This window comes from Desulfosporosinus sp. Tol-M2 (genome assembly GCF_059735615.1).
Genome location: NZ_JCAIJG010000163.1, coordinates 1 through 15,023, shown reverse-complemented (window position 1 = coordinate 15,023; position 15,023 = coordinate 1). Strand labels below are relative to the sequence as shown.

The 15,023-nt window shown below is 44.4% G+C and carries 10 protein-coding genes and 1 pseudogene; 6 read left to right on the top strand and 5 right to left on the bottom strand.

Annotation, left to right across the window (positions count from 1 at the left end; all coding sequences use genetic code 11):
• Window positions 1-88 precede the first annotated feature (88 nt).
• A complete protein-coding gene (gene tyrS / locus AC6I5A_RS12320; protein WP_034616428.1) occupies window positions 89-1,360 on the bottom strand; it encodes a tyrosine--tRNA ligase in 1,272 nt (423 codons plus the stop codon).
• A 222-nt stretch (window positions 1,361-1,582) separates the two neighbouring features.
• Between tyrS and AC6I5A_RS12315 the strand changes: the two genes are divergently transcribed.
• Window positions 1,583-4,246, top strand: a complete 2,664-nt coding sequence (locus AC6I5A_RS12315) for a transglycosylase domain-containing protein (protein ID WP_034616425.1) — start codon at window positions 1,583-1,585, stop codon at window positions 4,244-4,246.
• A gap of 94 nt (window positions 4,247-4,340) precedes the next feature.
• On the opposite strand, the gene AC6I5A_RS12310 is transcribed toward AC6I5A_RS12315, so the two are convergent.
• Both AC6I5A_RS12310 and AC6I5A_RS12305 read right to left on the bottom strand, forming a co-directional pair.
• The gene (locus tag AC6I5A_RS12310) at window positions 4,341-6,704 is read right to left on the bottom strand and encodes an endonuclease MutS2 (protein WP_034616422.1); all 2,364 of its coding nucleotides are present in this window, start codon (window positions 6,702-6,704) and stop codon (window positions 4,341-4,343) included.
• Between the two features lie 14 nt (window positions 6,705-6,718).
• Window positions 6,719-8,146, bottom strand: coding sequence for an ATP-binding protein (locus AC6I5A_RS12305; protein ID WP_034616419.1), 1,428 nt, complete (start codon window positions 8,144-8,146; stop codon window positions 6,719-6,721).
• Window positions 8,147-8,529: 383 nt separating this feature from the next.
• Between AC6I5A_RS12305 and AC6I5A_RS12300 the strand changes: the two genes are divergently transcribed.
• Genes AC6I5A_RS12300 through AC6I5A_RS12290 form a run of 3 tightly spaced genes read left to right on the top strand, consistent with a single transcriptional unit; the run spans window position 8,530 to window position 10,220 of the window.
• A complete protein-coding gene (locus tag AC6I5A_RS12300) occupies window positions 8,530-9,069 on the top strand; it encodes a hypothetical protein (RefSeq protein ID WP_497900725.1) in 540 nt (179 codons plus the stop codon).
• Complete coding sequence (locus AC6I5A_RS12295; protein WP_034616413.1) at window positions 9,056-9,472, top strand: protein-export chaperone SecB; 417 nt, start codon at window positions 9,056-9,058, stop codon at window positions 9,470-9,472. Before AC6I5A_RS12300 ends, AC6I5A_RS12295 begins: the two co-directional genes overlap by 14 nt.
• 10 nt (window positions 9,473-9,482) lie before the next feature.
• On the top strand, window positions 9,483-10,220 hold the full coding sequence (locus tag AC6I5A_RS12290) for a hypothetical protein (RefSeq protein ID WP_034616410.1): 738 nt from the start codon (window positions 9,483-9,485) through the stop codon (window positions 10,218-10,220).
• A 286-nt stretch (window positions 10,221-10,506) separates the two neighbouring features.
• Here the strand turns inward: AC6I5A_RS12290 and AC6I5A_RS12285 are convergent.
• Window positions 10,507-12,917: pseudogene (locus AC6I5A_RS12285) on the bottom strand (U32 family peptidase).
• 439 nt (window positions 12,918-13,356) lie between these two features.
• On the opposite strand from AC6I5A_RS12285, the gene AC6I5A_RS12280 reads away from it, so the two are divergent.
• Together AC6I5A_RS12280 and AC6I5A_RS12275 are read left to right on the top strand one after the other, a co-directional pair.
• Window positions 13,357-13,689 carry a DUF4160 domain-containing protein gene (locus AC6I5A_RS12280; protein WP_497900724.1) on the top strand — a complete coding sequence of 111 codons (333 nt, stop codon included), beginning with the start codon at window positions 13,357-13,359 and terminating at the stop codon, window positions 13,687-13,689.
• Window positions 13,690-13,695: 6 nt separating this feature from the next.
• A complete protein-coding gene (locus tag AC6I5A_RS12275; protein ID WP_052168079.1) occupies window positions 13,696-13,968 on the top strand; it encodes a DUF2442 domain-containing protein in 273 nt (90 codons plus the stop codon).
• Between the two features lie 505 nt (window positions 13,969-14,473).
• Here AC6I5A_RS12275 and AC6I5A_RS12270 read toward each other — a convergent pair.
• Window positions 14,474-14,899: a hypothetical protein gene (locus tag AC6I5A_RS12270; RefSeq protein WP_497900723.1), complete on the bottom strand. Its 426-nt coding sequence runs from the start codon at window positions 14,897-14,899 to the stop codon at window positions 14,474-14,476.
• Window positions 14,900-15,023 lie beyond the last annotated feature (124 nt).

Here is a 15,023-nt window from a genome sequence, read left to right as displayed (position 1 = left end):
ACGGCACCTCTGACCTGTAACCATAAGTTGAACAAATCGAAGTACCGAACTGATGATGCTTAAGCGACAGTCTGGTACTCTGTTATCCTCAAGCACTATTAAATTTTATCAGATAATACTTTTTCTTTCCATGGCGCAGGACAAGATACTTACTGGCCAGACGTTCTAATCGCAGAACGGATGTTTCTGCATCCGTATACCGAATATCGTTAATATAGATTGCTCCACTCTCTATGGCCGCTCTGGCTTGACGTTTAGAAGTGACTGCTCCCGCTTGAATCAGTAATTCCACAAGTCCTATATCAGGATTATTAATAGTAGCCGAAGGCACTTCGCTAAACCCTTCTTCAATTTCCGCCGCAGACAGATTCCTAAGGCCTCCTCCGAATAGAGCACTCGAGATTTTTTCCGCCCGGGCAAGGGCGTCTTGTCCGTGAACCAGTTTTGTCACTTCTCCAGCCAATGTCCGTTGAGCCCTTCTTTTTTCCGGTTCCTTTTCTACTCCTTCCGCTAATACAGTAATCTCATCCAACGATAGGAACGTAAAAAACTTGAGAAATTTGATAACATCCCGGTCATCCGTGTTCAGCCAAAATTGATAGAATTTATACGGGGAAGTCTTTTTAGCATCTAACCAAACTGTTCCTGATTCCGTCTTCCCGAATTTCATTCCGTCACTTTTCGTGACGAGAGGCATGGTCAGCCCATGCATTTCCTTTACTTTATTAATTGAAGTTCGTCGTATTAAATCAATTCCCGCTGTGATATTGCCCCACTGGTCACTTCCGCCTACCTGCATTTCACAACCGTAGACTTCATTGAGTTTCAAGTAATCGTAAGCTTGTAAGATCATATAGCTGAATTCAGTATATGATATTCCTTTATTCATCCGCGCTTCTACCGAATCTTTGGCTAACATAGTCCCTAAGGAAAAGTTCTTACCGATGTCCCGGAGGAATTCAATGACTTGCAGAGGGCCTAGCCAATCATAATTGTTTGCTACTATTGCCGGACTTTCTTTGGATTCAAAATCCAGGAAATGTCCGAGTTGATCTTTGATTTTACAGGCCCACTGTTCAACAACTTCTTTGGGGTTGAGTATCCGCTCGGATGCTTTACCGCTGGGATCGCCGATTAACCCCGTTCCTCCCCCCACCAAGGCGATGGGTATATGTCCCGCCAGTTGGAACCGCTTCAGTACTAAAATTGGCAGTAAACTTCCAATATGTAAGCTGTCAGCGGTTGGGTCAAATCCGCAATATAAGGTCATTGGACCCGCCGCTAATCTCTTACGTAAGGCTTCCTCATCCGTATGTTGATAAACAAGTCCCCGATCCTGTAATTCCCTAAAAATGTCCATGCAATTATACCTTCCGCCAAGTCTCTTCTCAATCATACCATTCGCAATATGTGCATAAACTTCTATGCTATTATATCGTATCTAAGTCGAGCTAGCAACTAATCGGCTATTAGTCTTTGACTCATTATTGGAAGGATTTCCTTACAATTGCAGAAGTATGATATAATTCAGTAAAATAAAATTCCACTCTCCTCATTCTTTTCACGATAGGAGGTTCAAAATATGCCAATATCCTGGAGACCAAAGAATCCAAAGAATCCAAAGAATCCAAAGCGCCAAAACCGCTTATCTAAACGCCGTATCGTTCTCAGGTCTATAGTCAGTGTAATGGCCCTTATGTTTATTGGCCTGGCAATTTTTGTTGGAATTGTTGCGGCCAGCACCCCAAAATGGGACCCCGCATTGCTTAATAACCAAAAACAAACATCCTTTCTTTATGACAAGGACAACGTCCAATATGCATCATTGCATGGGGTCGAAAACAGCCAAGTTGTCAAGGCCTCCGATATTCCCGACCTTATCAAGAAAACGTTTGTCGCTGTTGAGGACAAACGCTTTTACCGGCATTTCGGAGTAGATCCCATCCGGATCATCGGCTCTGCACTGAACGATATTCGTTCCAGAAGTACTAAAGAAGGGGCAAGCACCATTACCATTCAACTGGCCAAGAACGCTTTTATCGAAGATCCCACGGCCAAAACATTTACCCGTAAGATTCAGGAAGCGATCCTCGCCATTCAGCTTGAACATGCATACACAAAGGACGAAATTCTCACATTTTATCTCAATAGAATTTCCCTTGGTCAATCGTCGTTCGGTATCCAGGCCGCAGCCAAGACCTACTTTGGCTCAGAGCTTAAGGATTTAAAACCTGTTGAAGTTGCTCTATTGGCCGGTTTACCCCAAGCTCCCAGTTGGTATAATCCTTATATTCATCCCGATGCAGCCAAAAACCGCCGCACTATTGTTCTCGGGGTGATGCGTGATACAGGAATCATAACTGCTGAGGAGTATGACACATATAAAGATACCCCATTTACTTATGTTGATAACATGAAGAAGACCTACGGTGGTGCTCAACACACGACATTATCCAACACAAGCTATAAATATCCCTATTTTGTTGATTACGTTATTGAAGAACTGGAAAGCACCTATAATCTAACCCCTGAGCAAATCTACAGCGGTGGTTTGCATATCTATACGACAGTCGATCCTAAAATTCAACTTGCTGCTGAAGCCGCCTTTGCTGACCCAAACAATTTTCCCAAAGGAATTGATGATATTAAGGTCCAGGGAGCTTTGACTGTGGTTGAACCTTCGACCGGAGCGATTCAGGCAATGGTCGGCGGGCGGGACTATTCGACCCGTGGACTGAACCGGGCCTGGCAATCCCCACGACAACCGGGATCAACGATCAAGCCTTTGGTTGTCTATGGTCCGGCTATTGAGAAAGGCGGATATTTCCCAGGTACCGTTCTTGATGATATGCCTGTGCGCTACGGAACCTACACCCCTACTGACTTTGATACTATAAGTAAAGGCTGGAAAGGGCTTATTACCATGCGTTCCGCCCTTGAAGACTCAGTCAATGTCTATGCCGTCAAATTACTGAACCTGATCGGGGTCGATTACGGCTGGAAGTTTGGTAAAGACAATCTCGGCCTCCCTCTGGAGCAGGACGATCGTAACTTGACTTTGGCGCTGGGTAGTCCGGAGCTAACCACCCTGGACATGGCAGCCGCTTACGGGGTTTATGCCAACAACGGTGTAAGCGTCACCAGACATGCGGTTGTAAAAGTCTTAGACGCTAAGGAGAAAACTCTGATTGCCCCTCAAATCATTAAAAACCGCGTCATGAAGGAAACCACCGCCTATATTATCAACGATATGTTACGCAGCGTCGTGACCAACGGGACAGGTACCAGTGCCCAAATCGGAAACTGGGCTGTTGCCGGTAAAACCGGTACCACTTCGTTGGATCCTAAATACTATGGCAATAAGTCCGGTAACCCCGATGCCTGGTTTGCCGGCTATACTCCGAATTACGCCGGGGTTGTTTGGATGGGCTACGATGGGCCGGACGACGACAGACAGCATTATTTACGAAATGTCTATGGCGGAAGCTATCCTGCCCAGATCTGGAAAAAAGTCATGACAGACGCTCTTCAGGATCTTCCTGTGCAATCAAAGTTCACAATGCCCGCAGGGATTATCAGCGGTTCCTTTGATAGGAAATCAGGGTTAATCCCCAGTAGTTTAACTCCAACCAATTTTATCTCAACAGAGATCGCCGCCCAAGGAGATCTCCCCACTCGGATCAGCGATGTATGGATTCAAAAAGAGGTCGACGCCGATCAACCGAACATATTAGCATCTCCAAATTCCAAGCATACTTTAACTAAAACATTCCTAAATTTACCCAGCCGGGATCCGTCCTGGACATGGCCACCTGATGAGGCTCCCTACAAACCACCTACTGAGGCGGCTCCTGACACCGTATCTGATCCAGGATCTGTTCCAGACCTAACAACTCAACCTACAATCAGTAATTCTCCACAAGTGGATCCCACACTTCCCACGCCCACACTTGGCCAGGTCGTCTATAATGCAAAATCTTTTAAGGCGGTTATCCCCATGACTGTTCTGCCAGAAAACAAGAAAGATTCTACTATTTTTTACCTTCAACGTCCAAACAAGGCCGCTATACTCAGCTTCCCCATCAAGGCTTCGAACTCAGTATCAACCTCCATTTCCATTTCACTTGCTGAAAACGGCAAACCTCCTATTCCTGGTAATTATGTCTTCTGGGCCGTTTTTCAAAACCGAAACGGATCAGGTATCGGGCCGCCTTCTAATAGCGTTAAATTAGTACTAACCGACTAATACCGAATATTCCAAAAAACCGGCACTGTAAGCTTAAGGTTTACAGTGCCAGTTTATATTCTTAACCTAAGTCCTTCTTTTTATAGGTTTTTTCTTACTTTAGCTCCACAACCGTAACTCCAGAGTCCCCTTCTCCATATTCTCCGATTCTGAAACTTCGAACATGCGGGTGTCCTCGCAGGAAATCCTGTATACCCGCACGCATGGCCCCTGTCCCTTTGCCATGAATAACGTAAACCAGACCGATTCCGCCAAGAATAGCATCATCCAGAAATTTGTCCAGAGCATATGTCCCCTCCTCGACGAGCATCCCTCGCAAATCGATCTCGCTGCGCATCCCCTCAGCCTTTTGAAGCCCAATATTCATTTCCTTGGAATATTTAGGCGGAATTTTCTTTTCCTCCTGGGCTAACTTTAATTCGGCCAGCGGAACCATGACTTTCATGATCCCTGCTTGAACCAGAACTTCTCCGTTGGAATTTGGGAGCTTTAAGACTTGCCCTTTTAACTTATTTTTCGTCAGCTGAACCGTCTGCCCAAGCATAATCTGATTGGCCGTTAATTCACTGCCCAAGCGTTTTACTTGGCGACCATTTTCGAGCTCCGACAATATACACCGAAATCCCTGCCGGGCCTTTTCGATATCCTGTTGTTGTTTATTATCCTTTTTGAGAGCCTCTTTTAACTCCACTATTAACTGATCAGCTTCACGTTTAGCTTTACGAATCAGCTCACGGGCCTCCTCCTTGGCCAATTCCATAAGTTCTTCGTATTCCTCGTCCAAGCGTATCGTCTTCTCTTCCAGAGCCTTGCTTTTCTTTTCAACCGCCTGCCGCCCTGTTCTGGCCAAATGCTTTTCTAATTCAATCTCCCGGCGGGTTTCTCCCAAGTCTTCGATCAGATCCGCCACCTGCATTTCCCGTTCCGTTACAAAGGTATTGGCTTTTTGCAGGACTTGCTCGCTTAAACCCAGTCTTCCGGCAATAGTAAAGGCATTACTTTTACCGGGAATCCCTATTAACAACCGGTAAGTCGGGCGCAAGGTCTCCAGATCAAATTCCACTGAAGCGTTTTTAACCCGCGGGGTTTCATAGGCAAACGTCTTTAAGGCCCCATAGTGAGTCGTGGATATCGTGCGGCAGCCTCGTTCATGCAGTTCAGTCAAAATACCCATCGCGAGTGCCGCCCCTTCGGTTGGGTCTGTCCCCGCCCCAAGCTCATCGAGCAAGATCAAAGACCGTCCGTCTGACTGGTTGATAATTTCCACGATGTTTTTCATATGCCCGGAGAAGGTACTTAAGGATTGCTCAACACTCTGCTCGTCCCCAATGTCGGCAAAAATCTGGGTAAAAACCCCCATCCGGGAGTCGCTTTCCGCCGGAATATGCAGACCTGACTGAGTCATGACCGCCATCAGCCCGACGACTTTCAGGGCCACCGTTTTTCCGCCGGTATTAGGCCCAGTGATTACTAACGTATCAAAATCTATCCCCAGTTCCAAAGTAAGCGGCACAACTTTGCCCGCAATCAACGGATGCCGGGCCTGAACAAGCTTTACCTGTTGCCCCAAGACCAATTCCGGCGCACCTGCGTTCATGGCTTCACTCAAATGCGCTTTGGCAACCACCAGATCTAATTTGCCCAAGGCTTCATGAAGTTCCGCCAGAGCATCACCCCGCGCCTCAATTTGGAAGGAGAGCATTTGGAGAATGCGCTGGACTTCACGCTGCTCTTTCAAAATCACTTCCCGCAGTTCATTACCCAGGTGTACCACGGGTAGGGGTTCAATAAACAGCGTCGCCCCGCTCGCTGATTGATCATGGACAATCCCTGGGAAAGCTGTGCGGTATTCCTGCTTTATAGGCAGCACATAGCGATCCGATCGTTGCGTAATAAGAGAATCCTGGAGCATTTTCTGATACGTGGCATTCCGCAGGATCCCTTCTAAGCTCTCGCGAATACGCTGTTGCAGGCGATTCAGAGAACGCCTAAGTTCCGCCAGCATGGGAGATGCATTGTCTACAACCTTGCCATCTTCCGAAATGCAGCGGGAGATTTCCGCTTCGAGCTCCTTCTGTGGTTCAATAACCACGACGATTTCCTTTAATTCTGGAAAATCCTCTTTGGCTTCCAGCAGAAGTTGTTTTATTTTCCGCCCGACGCGCAGCGTATCGCGAATCTCCAGTAGTTCTTCTCCCTGAATTAACCCACCGCGCATACAACGCTCGATATAGGAACGGATTTCTTTAGCACCACGCACGGAAAAGAGGGGATTGCCACGCAAAAGGATTTTGCCCTCTTCCGTTTCCTGCAAGGCCCTGCGTACCGATTGATAATCGACAAAAGGTTTTAAGTCCAGGGCAAGTTCCTTGGCACGCGGCAGGATACAATACTCAGCTAAACATGTCAGTATTTTCGGAAAATCCAATTTGTTCAGGACCTTATCTGCAATTGTCATGGTTCACCTTACCCCTATCCTTCTAAATGACCCAATAAGTAAAGAAATGCAAATGCCGGTATACGTAACAGTTCTTTACCTCCAGGAGCATAGTGAATACCATAATCATCCGCTCGTTTGGTGACAACGATAGCAGCACTAGATTCACTACAGAGTTCACAAATGGCATCATTATCCGAAATTGGAGCTTGTTCACGATACTTTACTTCAATGAGAATATTTTTGATGTTTGGATATTCAACCACAATATCAATTTCTTTTCCTTTATTCCCGCCACGGTAATACCCCACACGGGCAGCCTTCTGATAATAAAAGGCCGCTATATGCTTGTATACTGCCGTTTCTACCATTTTCCCCATCTCTACAGGATTTGTCAAAACGGAATCATCCATAAGCACAGCATTTCTGATTGCCGCATCGGCTATATATATTTTAGGTCTTGCCTTTAGCACTTTACGTCCCGCCATTGCAACAGGCTGACTGATATATATGAGGTTGGCGCTTTCAAGATATTGAATATAGTTTTCAACGGTTGGCCTTGAAACACCGTTGAGTTCCTTTGCAATAGCTTCAATGGAGACTATTTCGGACGAAACATTGCAGAGATATAAAAATATCCGTTCAAGTTCGGTAGCATTTCTGATGTTATAAAGCGATGGTAAATCCCTCTTCAATACTTTATCTACAACGTCCTCGCGCATGATTTGTTGAGCCATTAAGTCGTTGTTTGAGATTGCCAGTTCCGGAAACCCGCCAACTTGCAAATAACGGTTAAAATGATTTTGAACTGCTGAGAGCTTGATCATTACTTCTGTCCGCTGTTGCTGGGTCATGGATGCAAATGCCGTAGGATGAACAGCAGCATCCAGTCCAAGGTCCTTAATTCCGATTAAAGTGCAGTACTCATGGAATGATAAAGTTGGCACCTGGATAATACTCCAGCGGCCAACGCCACTTTCCGTACTGCCTTTTATGAGAGCAGGACTTGCAGAACCCGTAGCAATCATAGTGGTCTCCGGCTGCATATCATAAATCGTTTTTAGCCAGCGATCCCAATCAGCAGCATATTGAATTTCATCAAAAAAGTAGTACGCATCTTGATTTGCATAAACATTTTCATGATAGCAATCCAGAATTTCATTTAAACTACTTAACTTTAACATCGGGTGATCCATCGAGATAAATACAATACGTTGAGGCGAAATACCTTTTTCGAGCAGCGTTTCCATCATTTGATATTGAATTGTGGTTTTCCCAACACGGCGCGCGCCGGTTAAGACAACAGTTCTTTTTAAATCGCTTTGCTCTAAGCGTTTCATTGCTTCATAATATGCAAATCTGTGGTATTGCTTAGTGAAACCCGGATGAACGGCGCCTGTTTTCCACCAAGGATTAAAAGCAGTTAATACCTTTAAAATTCCTTCCTTTGTTATAAGAGCCACTTTATCACCACCCCATGAAAGTATTCTATATCATATCTTCATTATGGTCAACAATACCTTAAAGTATACTTAGAATACTTTAAGGTAATTAATCACTTCTTCGTATTGTTTCCAAATGTCCAGGGGATGGGATGTAACAAGAGGACGGTTCTTAAAGGGCAAAGATTTAAATATAGAAAGACAATTATTGACTAAAACCTTTAAAAATAAATAAGATGACAAATTTAATCTTCATACATTATAAATGGCTTTAATACAGTTAATACTAGGAGTAGACTATATTAGGAGGACATGGTACAATGGTTATAAATTCCCTCCAATGGAATACGAATTACTCTCCACCCTGGAGATGGAAGATTGCTAGTGAGGCGGGAGGTGATGCTATGTTCGTTAAAGAAGTAAATATCTCCAATATCAGCTTCGAGACTAGCTATGCTTATAAGGGTTTCGGTTGGGAGTCGTTTTACAAGACTTGGCATGACAGGCTTACAGAGGTTAAAGAACTTGCAGGAACCAAGGAGTTCGCAACACAGGTTAGTAGCTATGTTGATTGGGTTAGTCAAAATAATACGGCAGCGAAGAAAGAAATCTTTGAGCAACATTTTAGACCTTTAAACTATAAATCGCGAGAGACTTTTCTTTCAGTGTTTAAAACGTATAACGAACAATTTGATATTCTTATAGAAGATTGCGTAGATTATGAAGAGTTTGAAACTGTAATTGTGTTCCTCGAGGATTTACCACATCAAATTATTGAAACAATGTTAGAGCTTAAATCCAGTGAAGAAGTCCCAGGAGAAGTGAGAATTTCTTATGGGGGTAACATGTTAAAGCAGGAAGATGTGTATAAAGTGTCGAAGATGTTGGAAGACCATCCAACATCTTCTTTTAATTGGGGGGATATCTATCATGGAGCAAGATAAAGAATTATATAATGAGTTTATTAAAACCGTTGAATTACAGGATATTGTCTTGGGAGAATTAGAAATTAGAAGGGCGAAAGCGCCCTTGAGCGGCACGTTATCGTTTGACCTATCACCTAATTTTACATTAACTGAACGAACTGAGGATAGGTTAACTGCCACAGCGGAATTTGATTTAAAGGTTCATGAAGGAAACAATGAAGAGGTTTTTACCATTAATGCTAAGTTTATAATAAAATATACTTTCTCAAAAGATGTCAAAGTTACTGAGGAAATTGAAGAAAGATTTCTAAAAACTAATGTACCAGTAAATAGTTGGCCTTATGGCAGAGAGTTAATTAGCTCTTTGACAACTAGAATGGGGTATCCTTCGCTGGTAATTGGCACTTTTAAGGTATTTTAGGATGACTAAAATGCACTACATAATAGTAGGTAAACCCTTCGACTATAATCGGGAAAGCATTGTATTTCGCCTTGGGAACTTCATTTTAGACAATGCTGAGTATTTTAGTGCCTTCTGTAGCATCTTACTCAAAGCAAAGGGACGAAGACAGCAACCAATGGTAGATGCAATTATTAAAACTGAACTAGAAAAAGGCAAGCTAAACACGGCACATTTAGAAAAGTTTAAAACCTTCTTAGCCGAATACTTTACTAAGGTTGATCAAGATGGTGATGACACAAGAGGTAGAATTGTTGAGTATTTAATTTCGAATGTAGGTCCAATGAGTTTTGAATTGGAAAGCAAAAATGTTGTTAAGGATTGCTGGGTTGAGGATACAAACGGTGATAAGGTTGGTGGAGAAAAGAATTTCGATGTGGGGTTTTATTGTGATTGCGAATGTTTAGAACAATTAAGGGCAGAATTAATCGAAAGTAAACTAGATTTAAACAATTTTTTGTCCAAGAAACCATATGATCCTACTAATTTAACGATGAAAGCAAAAGCTATAGATAAATTAGACTATATAAAAACAATTAGACAAACCTTGTCCCCTAGTGAGCACTTAGTTGTGGCATTGGCCACAGTTCGTTACGATGTGGAGTTGAGTAAAAATATTATGACGTCATATGGTTACAACAATTTAATAGAAGTATATGACTACAATCATTTAAAACGGGCACTGGATAAACTGAAGTCCGCATCATAATAATTTATGTAATCTGCCCTTAAAGAGTACGTCATACACCACGTATACCTCCTATCTTTAGGAGTCGTGACCGGCAAAATTTAAATTGAAGGATACCCGCGTAGACGCTTTTGTGGTCGTTCTTCGGTTTTCGCAAGTTGTTTCTCAATCTTAAGGAGTTTCTTGTTTTCCTGAGCTTCTATTAGTTCATTAGAAAGGTTAGCTGCAGTGTAAAACTTCACATTCATTCCTTGCACCTAAAGACTTTGATGACAAACAAAGAAGAGTTGACCGATATGCAACTCCTCTAAAGCACCCCGCGGAAGAAATGCCCTTTCGTAAAGCCGTCCGGGAAAAGAGACGCCAAGTCAGCCATCCCTTCTTCCGGCATCCAGGCTGTCTTCTTGCCTTCAGAAAGTCTGTCCCAAGCCTCAACGAATAAACGCACAATCCGCTGCACTTGTTCAGGAGTTTGGCGGGTCAATTGCAAGCGAATAGTGGAGAATCCCATGCGCCGGATTTGCGCAAGTTCCCCATAAAGGTTGAGGAGCTTGATATTAAAAAGATGCATGCGGCACTCCTGATCCGTCTCCACTGGAAAATCATAGCGCATGCGATCACGCAGGTAATGCGCTTCCTGCCTGCACGTTCCGGCACAGTGTTGTCCCTTCTTGCCGCCCAAAGTTGCCCCCACCAGGCAGTATTCGCTGACCATCATCTCCAGGTCACCGAAGGTAATCAGCTCTGCCCCGGGCCATTTGGCTAAAGGAGCGAGCTGTGCATGGTTCAGTTCAGGAGAAAGAGTCACTCCTTGGGCACCCAGACGCAAAAAGTAAGCAAGACTGGCTTCATTAAAAACATTTAAAGAATAGTCAATTTCAAACGGCCAAGCCGCAGCAACGGCCCTCATGATCTCCAACTCACCCAGGTTTGAAATCATCAGTTTCGGCTTTTCCGCCCACCCCGCCGCTTTATTAAGATCCGCCAAAAGACCTGCACTCTGAGCCTGATTTAAGACGCGGGGCAAACGCCAAGCACAATCGATTCCGAGCTTACGGCAACTTTCGAAACCAGTACGAATCTCTTCCAGCGAAAACCCACGCCTGGAACGCCAATGTTCTCCGCCAATGAGGATTCGTTTGGCTCCCGCCTTTAAGGCGGCATGAAAAGTGTCAATATCACTCACAGCCACTGAAACTTGCGGGCTGATACAGCTGACACTGTTGACGCTGCTGATATTGCCAATACTACTGCTGACACTGTTGGTACGACCAATACTGCTGACACCGTTGGTACTGCTGATACTGTTGGCGCTACCGGCGCTGCTGGCGCTGCTTATTAAACTTGCCCGTTCTTCCACTTGACGCTGTTTCCAGCGTTCTACCCTCTGACGATACGTTTGCCGGTCAACCTTTGGCCTGGGCTTGTCCTGTAGTAATTCTTCGACTGCCAGGCGGCGCATTTCATTAAGATCACTCACCGGCAGCATGAGGCCCTCATCGACTTCCAACTCCAACTTGTCCAGCCAAAAGGGGGATGTCCCCAAGCGACCTAACTGTTGGAAGGCATAGTCCCGCGTCAGAGGTCTTTTCAAAGCCGTTTGGGCTGCGCTCGCTGAATAAACGGTTACTCTCCGCTCTCCCTCCATGACATCCAGGCGTAATTTCTCCCCGACATGTCCTGCCAGGCGCATAGTCAGTGGTCTTTTACGTTGCTCCCGTCCCTCCTGGAAACTTACTCGAGCCTTTTCCATTAACAACGCATCATTGGTCTTAAAGACCCGGTCACCCGGCTTAACCATCCCAAAAAACTCTATCTGTACAGTTTCGCCGTGTAATCCTTCTTCAACTTCCGTCTGGCCCTTCCATATTTTCCCGACCGTAACCCCTTCCCGTCCACGACCAGTCCAAAATTCAATCCCGTCGCCAGGGTGCAAAGCAGCCTCCAGCTTGAGGGATAATCGCCCGGAGTCTAAGCGTACCACCCGCCCGAGACGAGTCCCCCGGTTGTTCGGACGGCTATAGCTCATAAGTTCTGCGCCGGGGTTCTCCCTGAAATACCCGCTGGTAAAATCCCGGTTAAACACCTGCAATAATTCCTGATGCTCGCCTGGGGTTAGCAAGGGAGTATCTGCCCTGCCTTCTCTCTGCTCTCCGCTCCGGTCTATGGCCTGCCGATAGAGTCGAATAACAGTAGCTACATACTCCGGCCGTTTCATTCTACCCTCAACTTTAAGAGAATGCACGCCGATTTGCTTTAACTCGGCTAATTCCTCAGCTAAATTTAAATCCCGAGGGCTTAACAAGTGTTCCCCCAGGTTCTTTTGGCATAAACCGTCATTTGGGTGCTGGCATGGGTTTGCATTTCCGGAAGAATAGTCCGAATTAGCTCTGCGACCCCCACATCCTGCAAGATCACGGCATCGACCCCGATTTCATGTAAGACAAAGAGATAGTCCAACAGTTCCGGAAACTCCTGGTCGGCAATCAGGATATTTACAGCCACATACACCTTAACCTGTCGTTCATGGGCATAACAGACCGCCTTTTGCAACTCTTCTAAAGCGAAATTGGCAGCACTTGCCCTGGCACTAAAGTTTTTCCCTCCGAGGTATACTGCATCCGCGCCATTTTCCACCGCCGCTTTGAAGGCCTCATAACTTCCGGCGGGAGCCAAAAGCTCCAGTGGCCGGGATTTCATAGTTTTTATCTCATTCATAAGATTATTACTCTCATTTCCTGACAACCGTCTGATTAATCCAACATAGGGCTTAGAGATGGACAATAACTTTATTATAATTGTTTACTATTAATTTGTACAATCGCTGCAACGTCTGCTGGAGTTTCTTCGTTTACTGTAAGAAATAAATCTATGTCCTCATTGACGGAATCAATTAGAGTAAACGTGGCAATTCCTGAGGCATCTGTAATGCCTGGATAATTCGTTCCGCCTTGTAAGATCTCCTGCCGATCATTATAAACGTTCTGACTTTTATAAAAACTCAGTATCTTTTGTAGCGAATCGTGGCGGTTTTTGCAGTGTGTTTTTGTTGTTTTCGTTTTCCGGTCACAGAAATTGCGCCGAATTTTCCAGCTGAGGATGGACTATTTCACCAAGTTCTTTATATAGTGACATGGTCTTATCAGGGTGGTATAATATGTATGTACATACATTCAGGTGGATATCTAAAGAATTGATTTTTTTAAAAGGAAGTATGGTTCTAGCGCCATTGATATCATCATTCTATGGTATTTTGATATATCTGTATCTTGAAAAAGGGACGCAGCACAGTATGCCTCATGTTCATGCCATGTATAACGATTATGAAATGTCCATTGATTTTGACGGCAATATTTTAGCGGGCGAACTGCCCAGAAAACAAACAAAGCTTGTTGAAGCATGGGTGCTTCTGCATAGTGATGAACTAAGAGCTTCATGGAGAGCTTACAGAGATGATGGCGAGTTGATTAAGATTAGAGGACTGGAGTGAGCAATAATGCGTCCGAGAGCAATTGCGGTGAAACCTCTTGATGATTTCAAGTTGCTGGTCACCTTCAGTAATAATGAAAATAGAGTGTTTGACGTAAAGCCGTATTTCGATTTCATTTCATTTAAAGAATTGCAAAAACTTGCCCTTTTCGAGACTGTGCACATTTCTGGTCTTTCAGTCGAATGGCAAAACGGTGTTGATATCTGTCCGGATGAGCTTTACTATGACAGCGTTATGCGGGAAGATCCCCCATCCGATCAGCCTTCCCACGGGGTCTGACCCAATGTCATAACATTTTCCATCTTTGGTAACAATGATATCATATAGAAAGTAAAAACATCCACGGATATCGTCCGTGGATGTTCGTGTATGTTAGACTGCTGGGTCATACTTTCTGGCGACCGAATACTTTCTTGGACTTATTGTAAGAGACATACAAATCCTTTAAACTTAAGTGACCTGCAAACTTTTGTAGTCAGTTGGTCAAAGTTGCAGCCAGTTTCGGCCGCAAGACAGAAGCTGTTCGACAAATTTCGGGAAGTACCAGTCCCCTGCGGGAGGAGAAGCAACCCCCGAAGGCGGACTCCGGATGCCTTTTCCGACCCGAGCATCTGATATCGTGGCAATTCTATATTTTTTAGCTTATATGGCTCCCAAATGAATTGTTTTACTCGTATCACAATAATTAACCAACGTTGGTGACCTCCCAAATATGTTTAAAACCAAATTTCAATTCAGTAAGCCAAATAGGCTCTAGGAAATGAACGATCCGTTTATGAAATACCTAGGGGTTTAGTTTCAGTTTAATGGTTATCGTTCTCTTATTGTTCGCTGCATCTTTGAGTTCAGCTGTAAAGTTTATTATATTGATACTTCTTAACATTGCTACACTAACTCCAGGTGTCCCGGTATCATCCAACCCTAATAAAGTTTTAATGGTAACATTAGCTACGCCATTTGTGAATTGAACTGTTCTGGAAGACGTGGTTCCGCCAATAGTAACGCTCATCGTTGCTTCCTTCGCATCCTGATCTGCTACAATGTTCATACTAGTGAAGTATTTATCATTTGCTTCGCCCGAGAGGTCAACCTGCCAACTCCCGTCCAATTGTTTCACGGCGTTAACCGTGCCTCCGCCTATGGTTGCACTGGCGGATTGTACTTCAGGCGCGGTCATGGCACCTAACGTCAGACACCTCCACACCGTCATCTTATTTATCGCTGCATCTTTGATCTCTGCTGTGAAGATCGTTAGGCCGTAACTTCTTAAGGTTGCTTTACTTAATCCTGGTTTGTCCGTATCTAGCTATCCAAGCAACTCGTGAAAACTGACA

What these genes read in the sequence shown, in the direction of transcription:
- tyrS (WP_034616428.1), bottom strand. Translation starts at nt 1,360, where the DNA reads ATGGACATTTTTAGGGAATTACAGGATCGGGGACTTGTTTATCAACAT.
- AC6I5A_RS12315 (WP_034616425.1), top strand. Translation starts at nt 1,583, where the DNA reads ATGCCAATATCCTGGAGACCAAAGAATCCAAAGAATCCAAAGAATCCA.
- AC6I5A_RS12310 (WP_034616422.1), bottom strand. Translation starts at nt 6,704, where the DNA reads ATGACAATTGCAGATAAGGTCCTGAACAAATTGGATTTTCCGAAAATA.
- AC6I5A_RS12300 (WP_497900725.1), top strand. Translation starts at nt 8,530, where the DNA reads ATGTTCGTTAAAGAAGTAAATATCTCCAATATCAGCTTCGAGACTAGC.
- AC6I5A_RS12295 (WP_034616413.1), top strand. Translation starts at nt 9,056, where the DNA reads ATGGAGCAAGATAAAGAATTATATAATGAGTTTATTAAAACCGTTGAA.
- AC6I5A_RS12290 (WP_034616410.1), top strand. Translation starts at nt 9,483, where the DNA reads ATGCACTACATAATAGTAGGTAAACCCTTCGACTATAATCGGGAAAGC.
- AC6I5A_RS12280 (WP_497900724.1), top strand. Translation starts at nt 13,357, where the DNA reads ATGTATGTACATACATTCAGGTGGATATCTAAAGAATTGATTTTTTTA.
- AC6I5A_RS12275 (WP_052168079.1), top strand. Translation starts at nt 13,696, where the DNA reads ATGCGTCCGAGAGCAATTGCGGTGAAACCTCTTGATGATTTCAAGTTG.
- AC6I5A_RS12270 (WP_497900723.1), bottom strand. Translation starts at nt 14,899, where the DNA reads ATGACGGTGTGGAGGTGTCTGACGTTAGGTGCCATGACCGCGCCTGAA.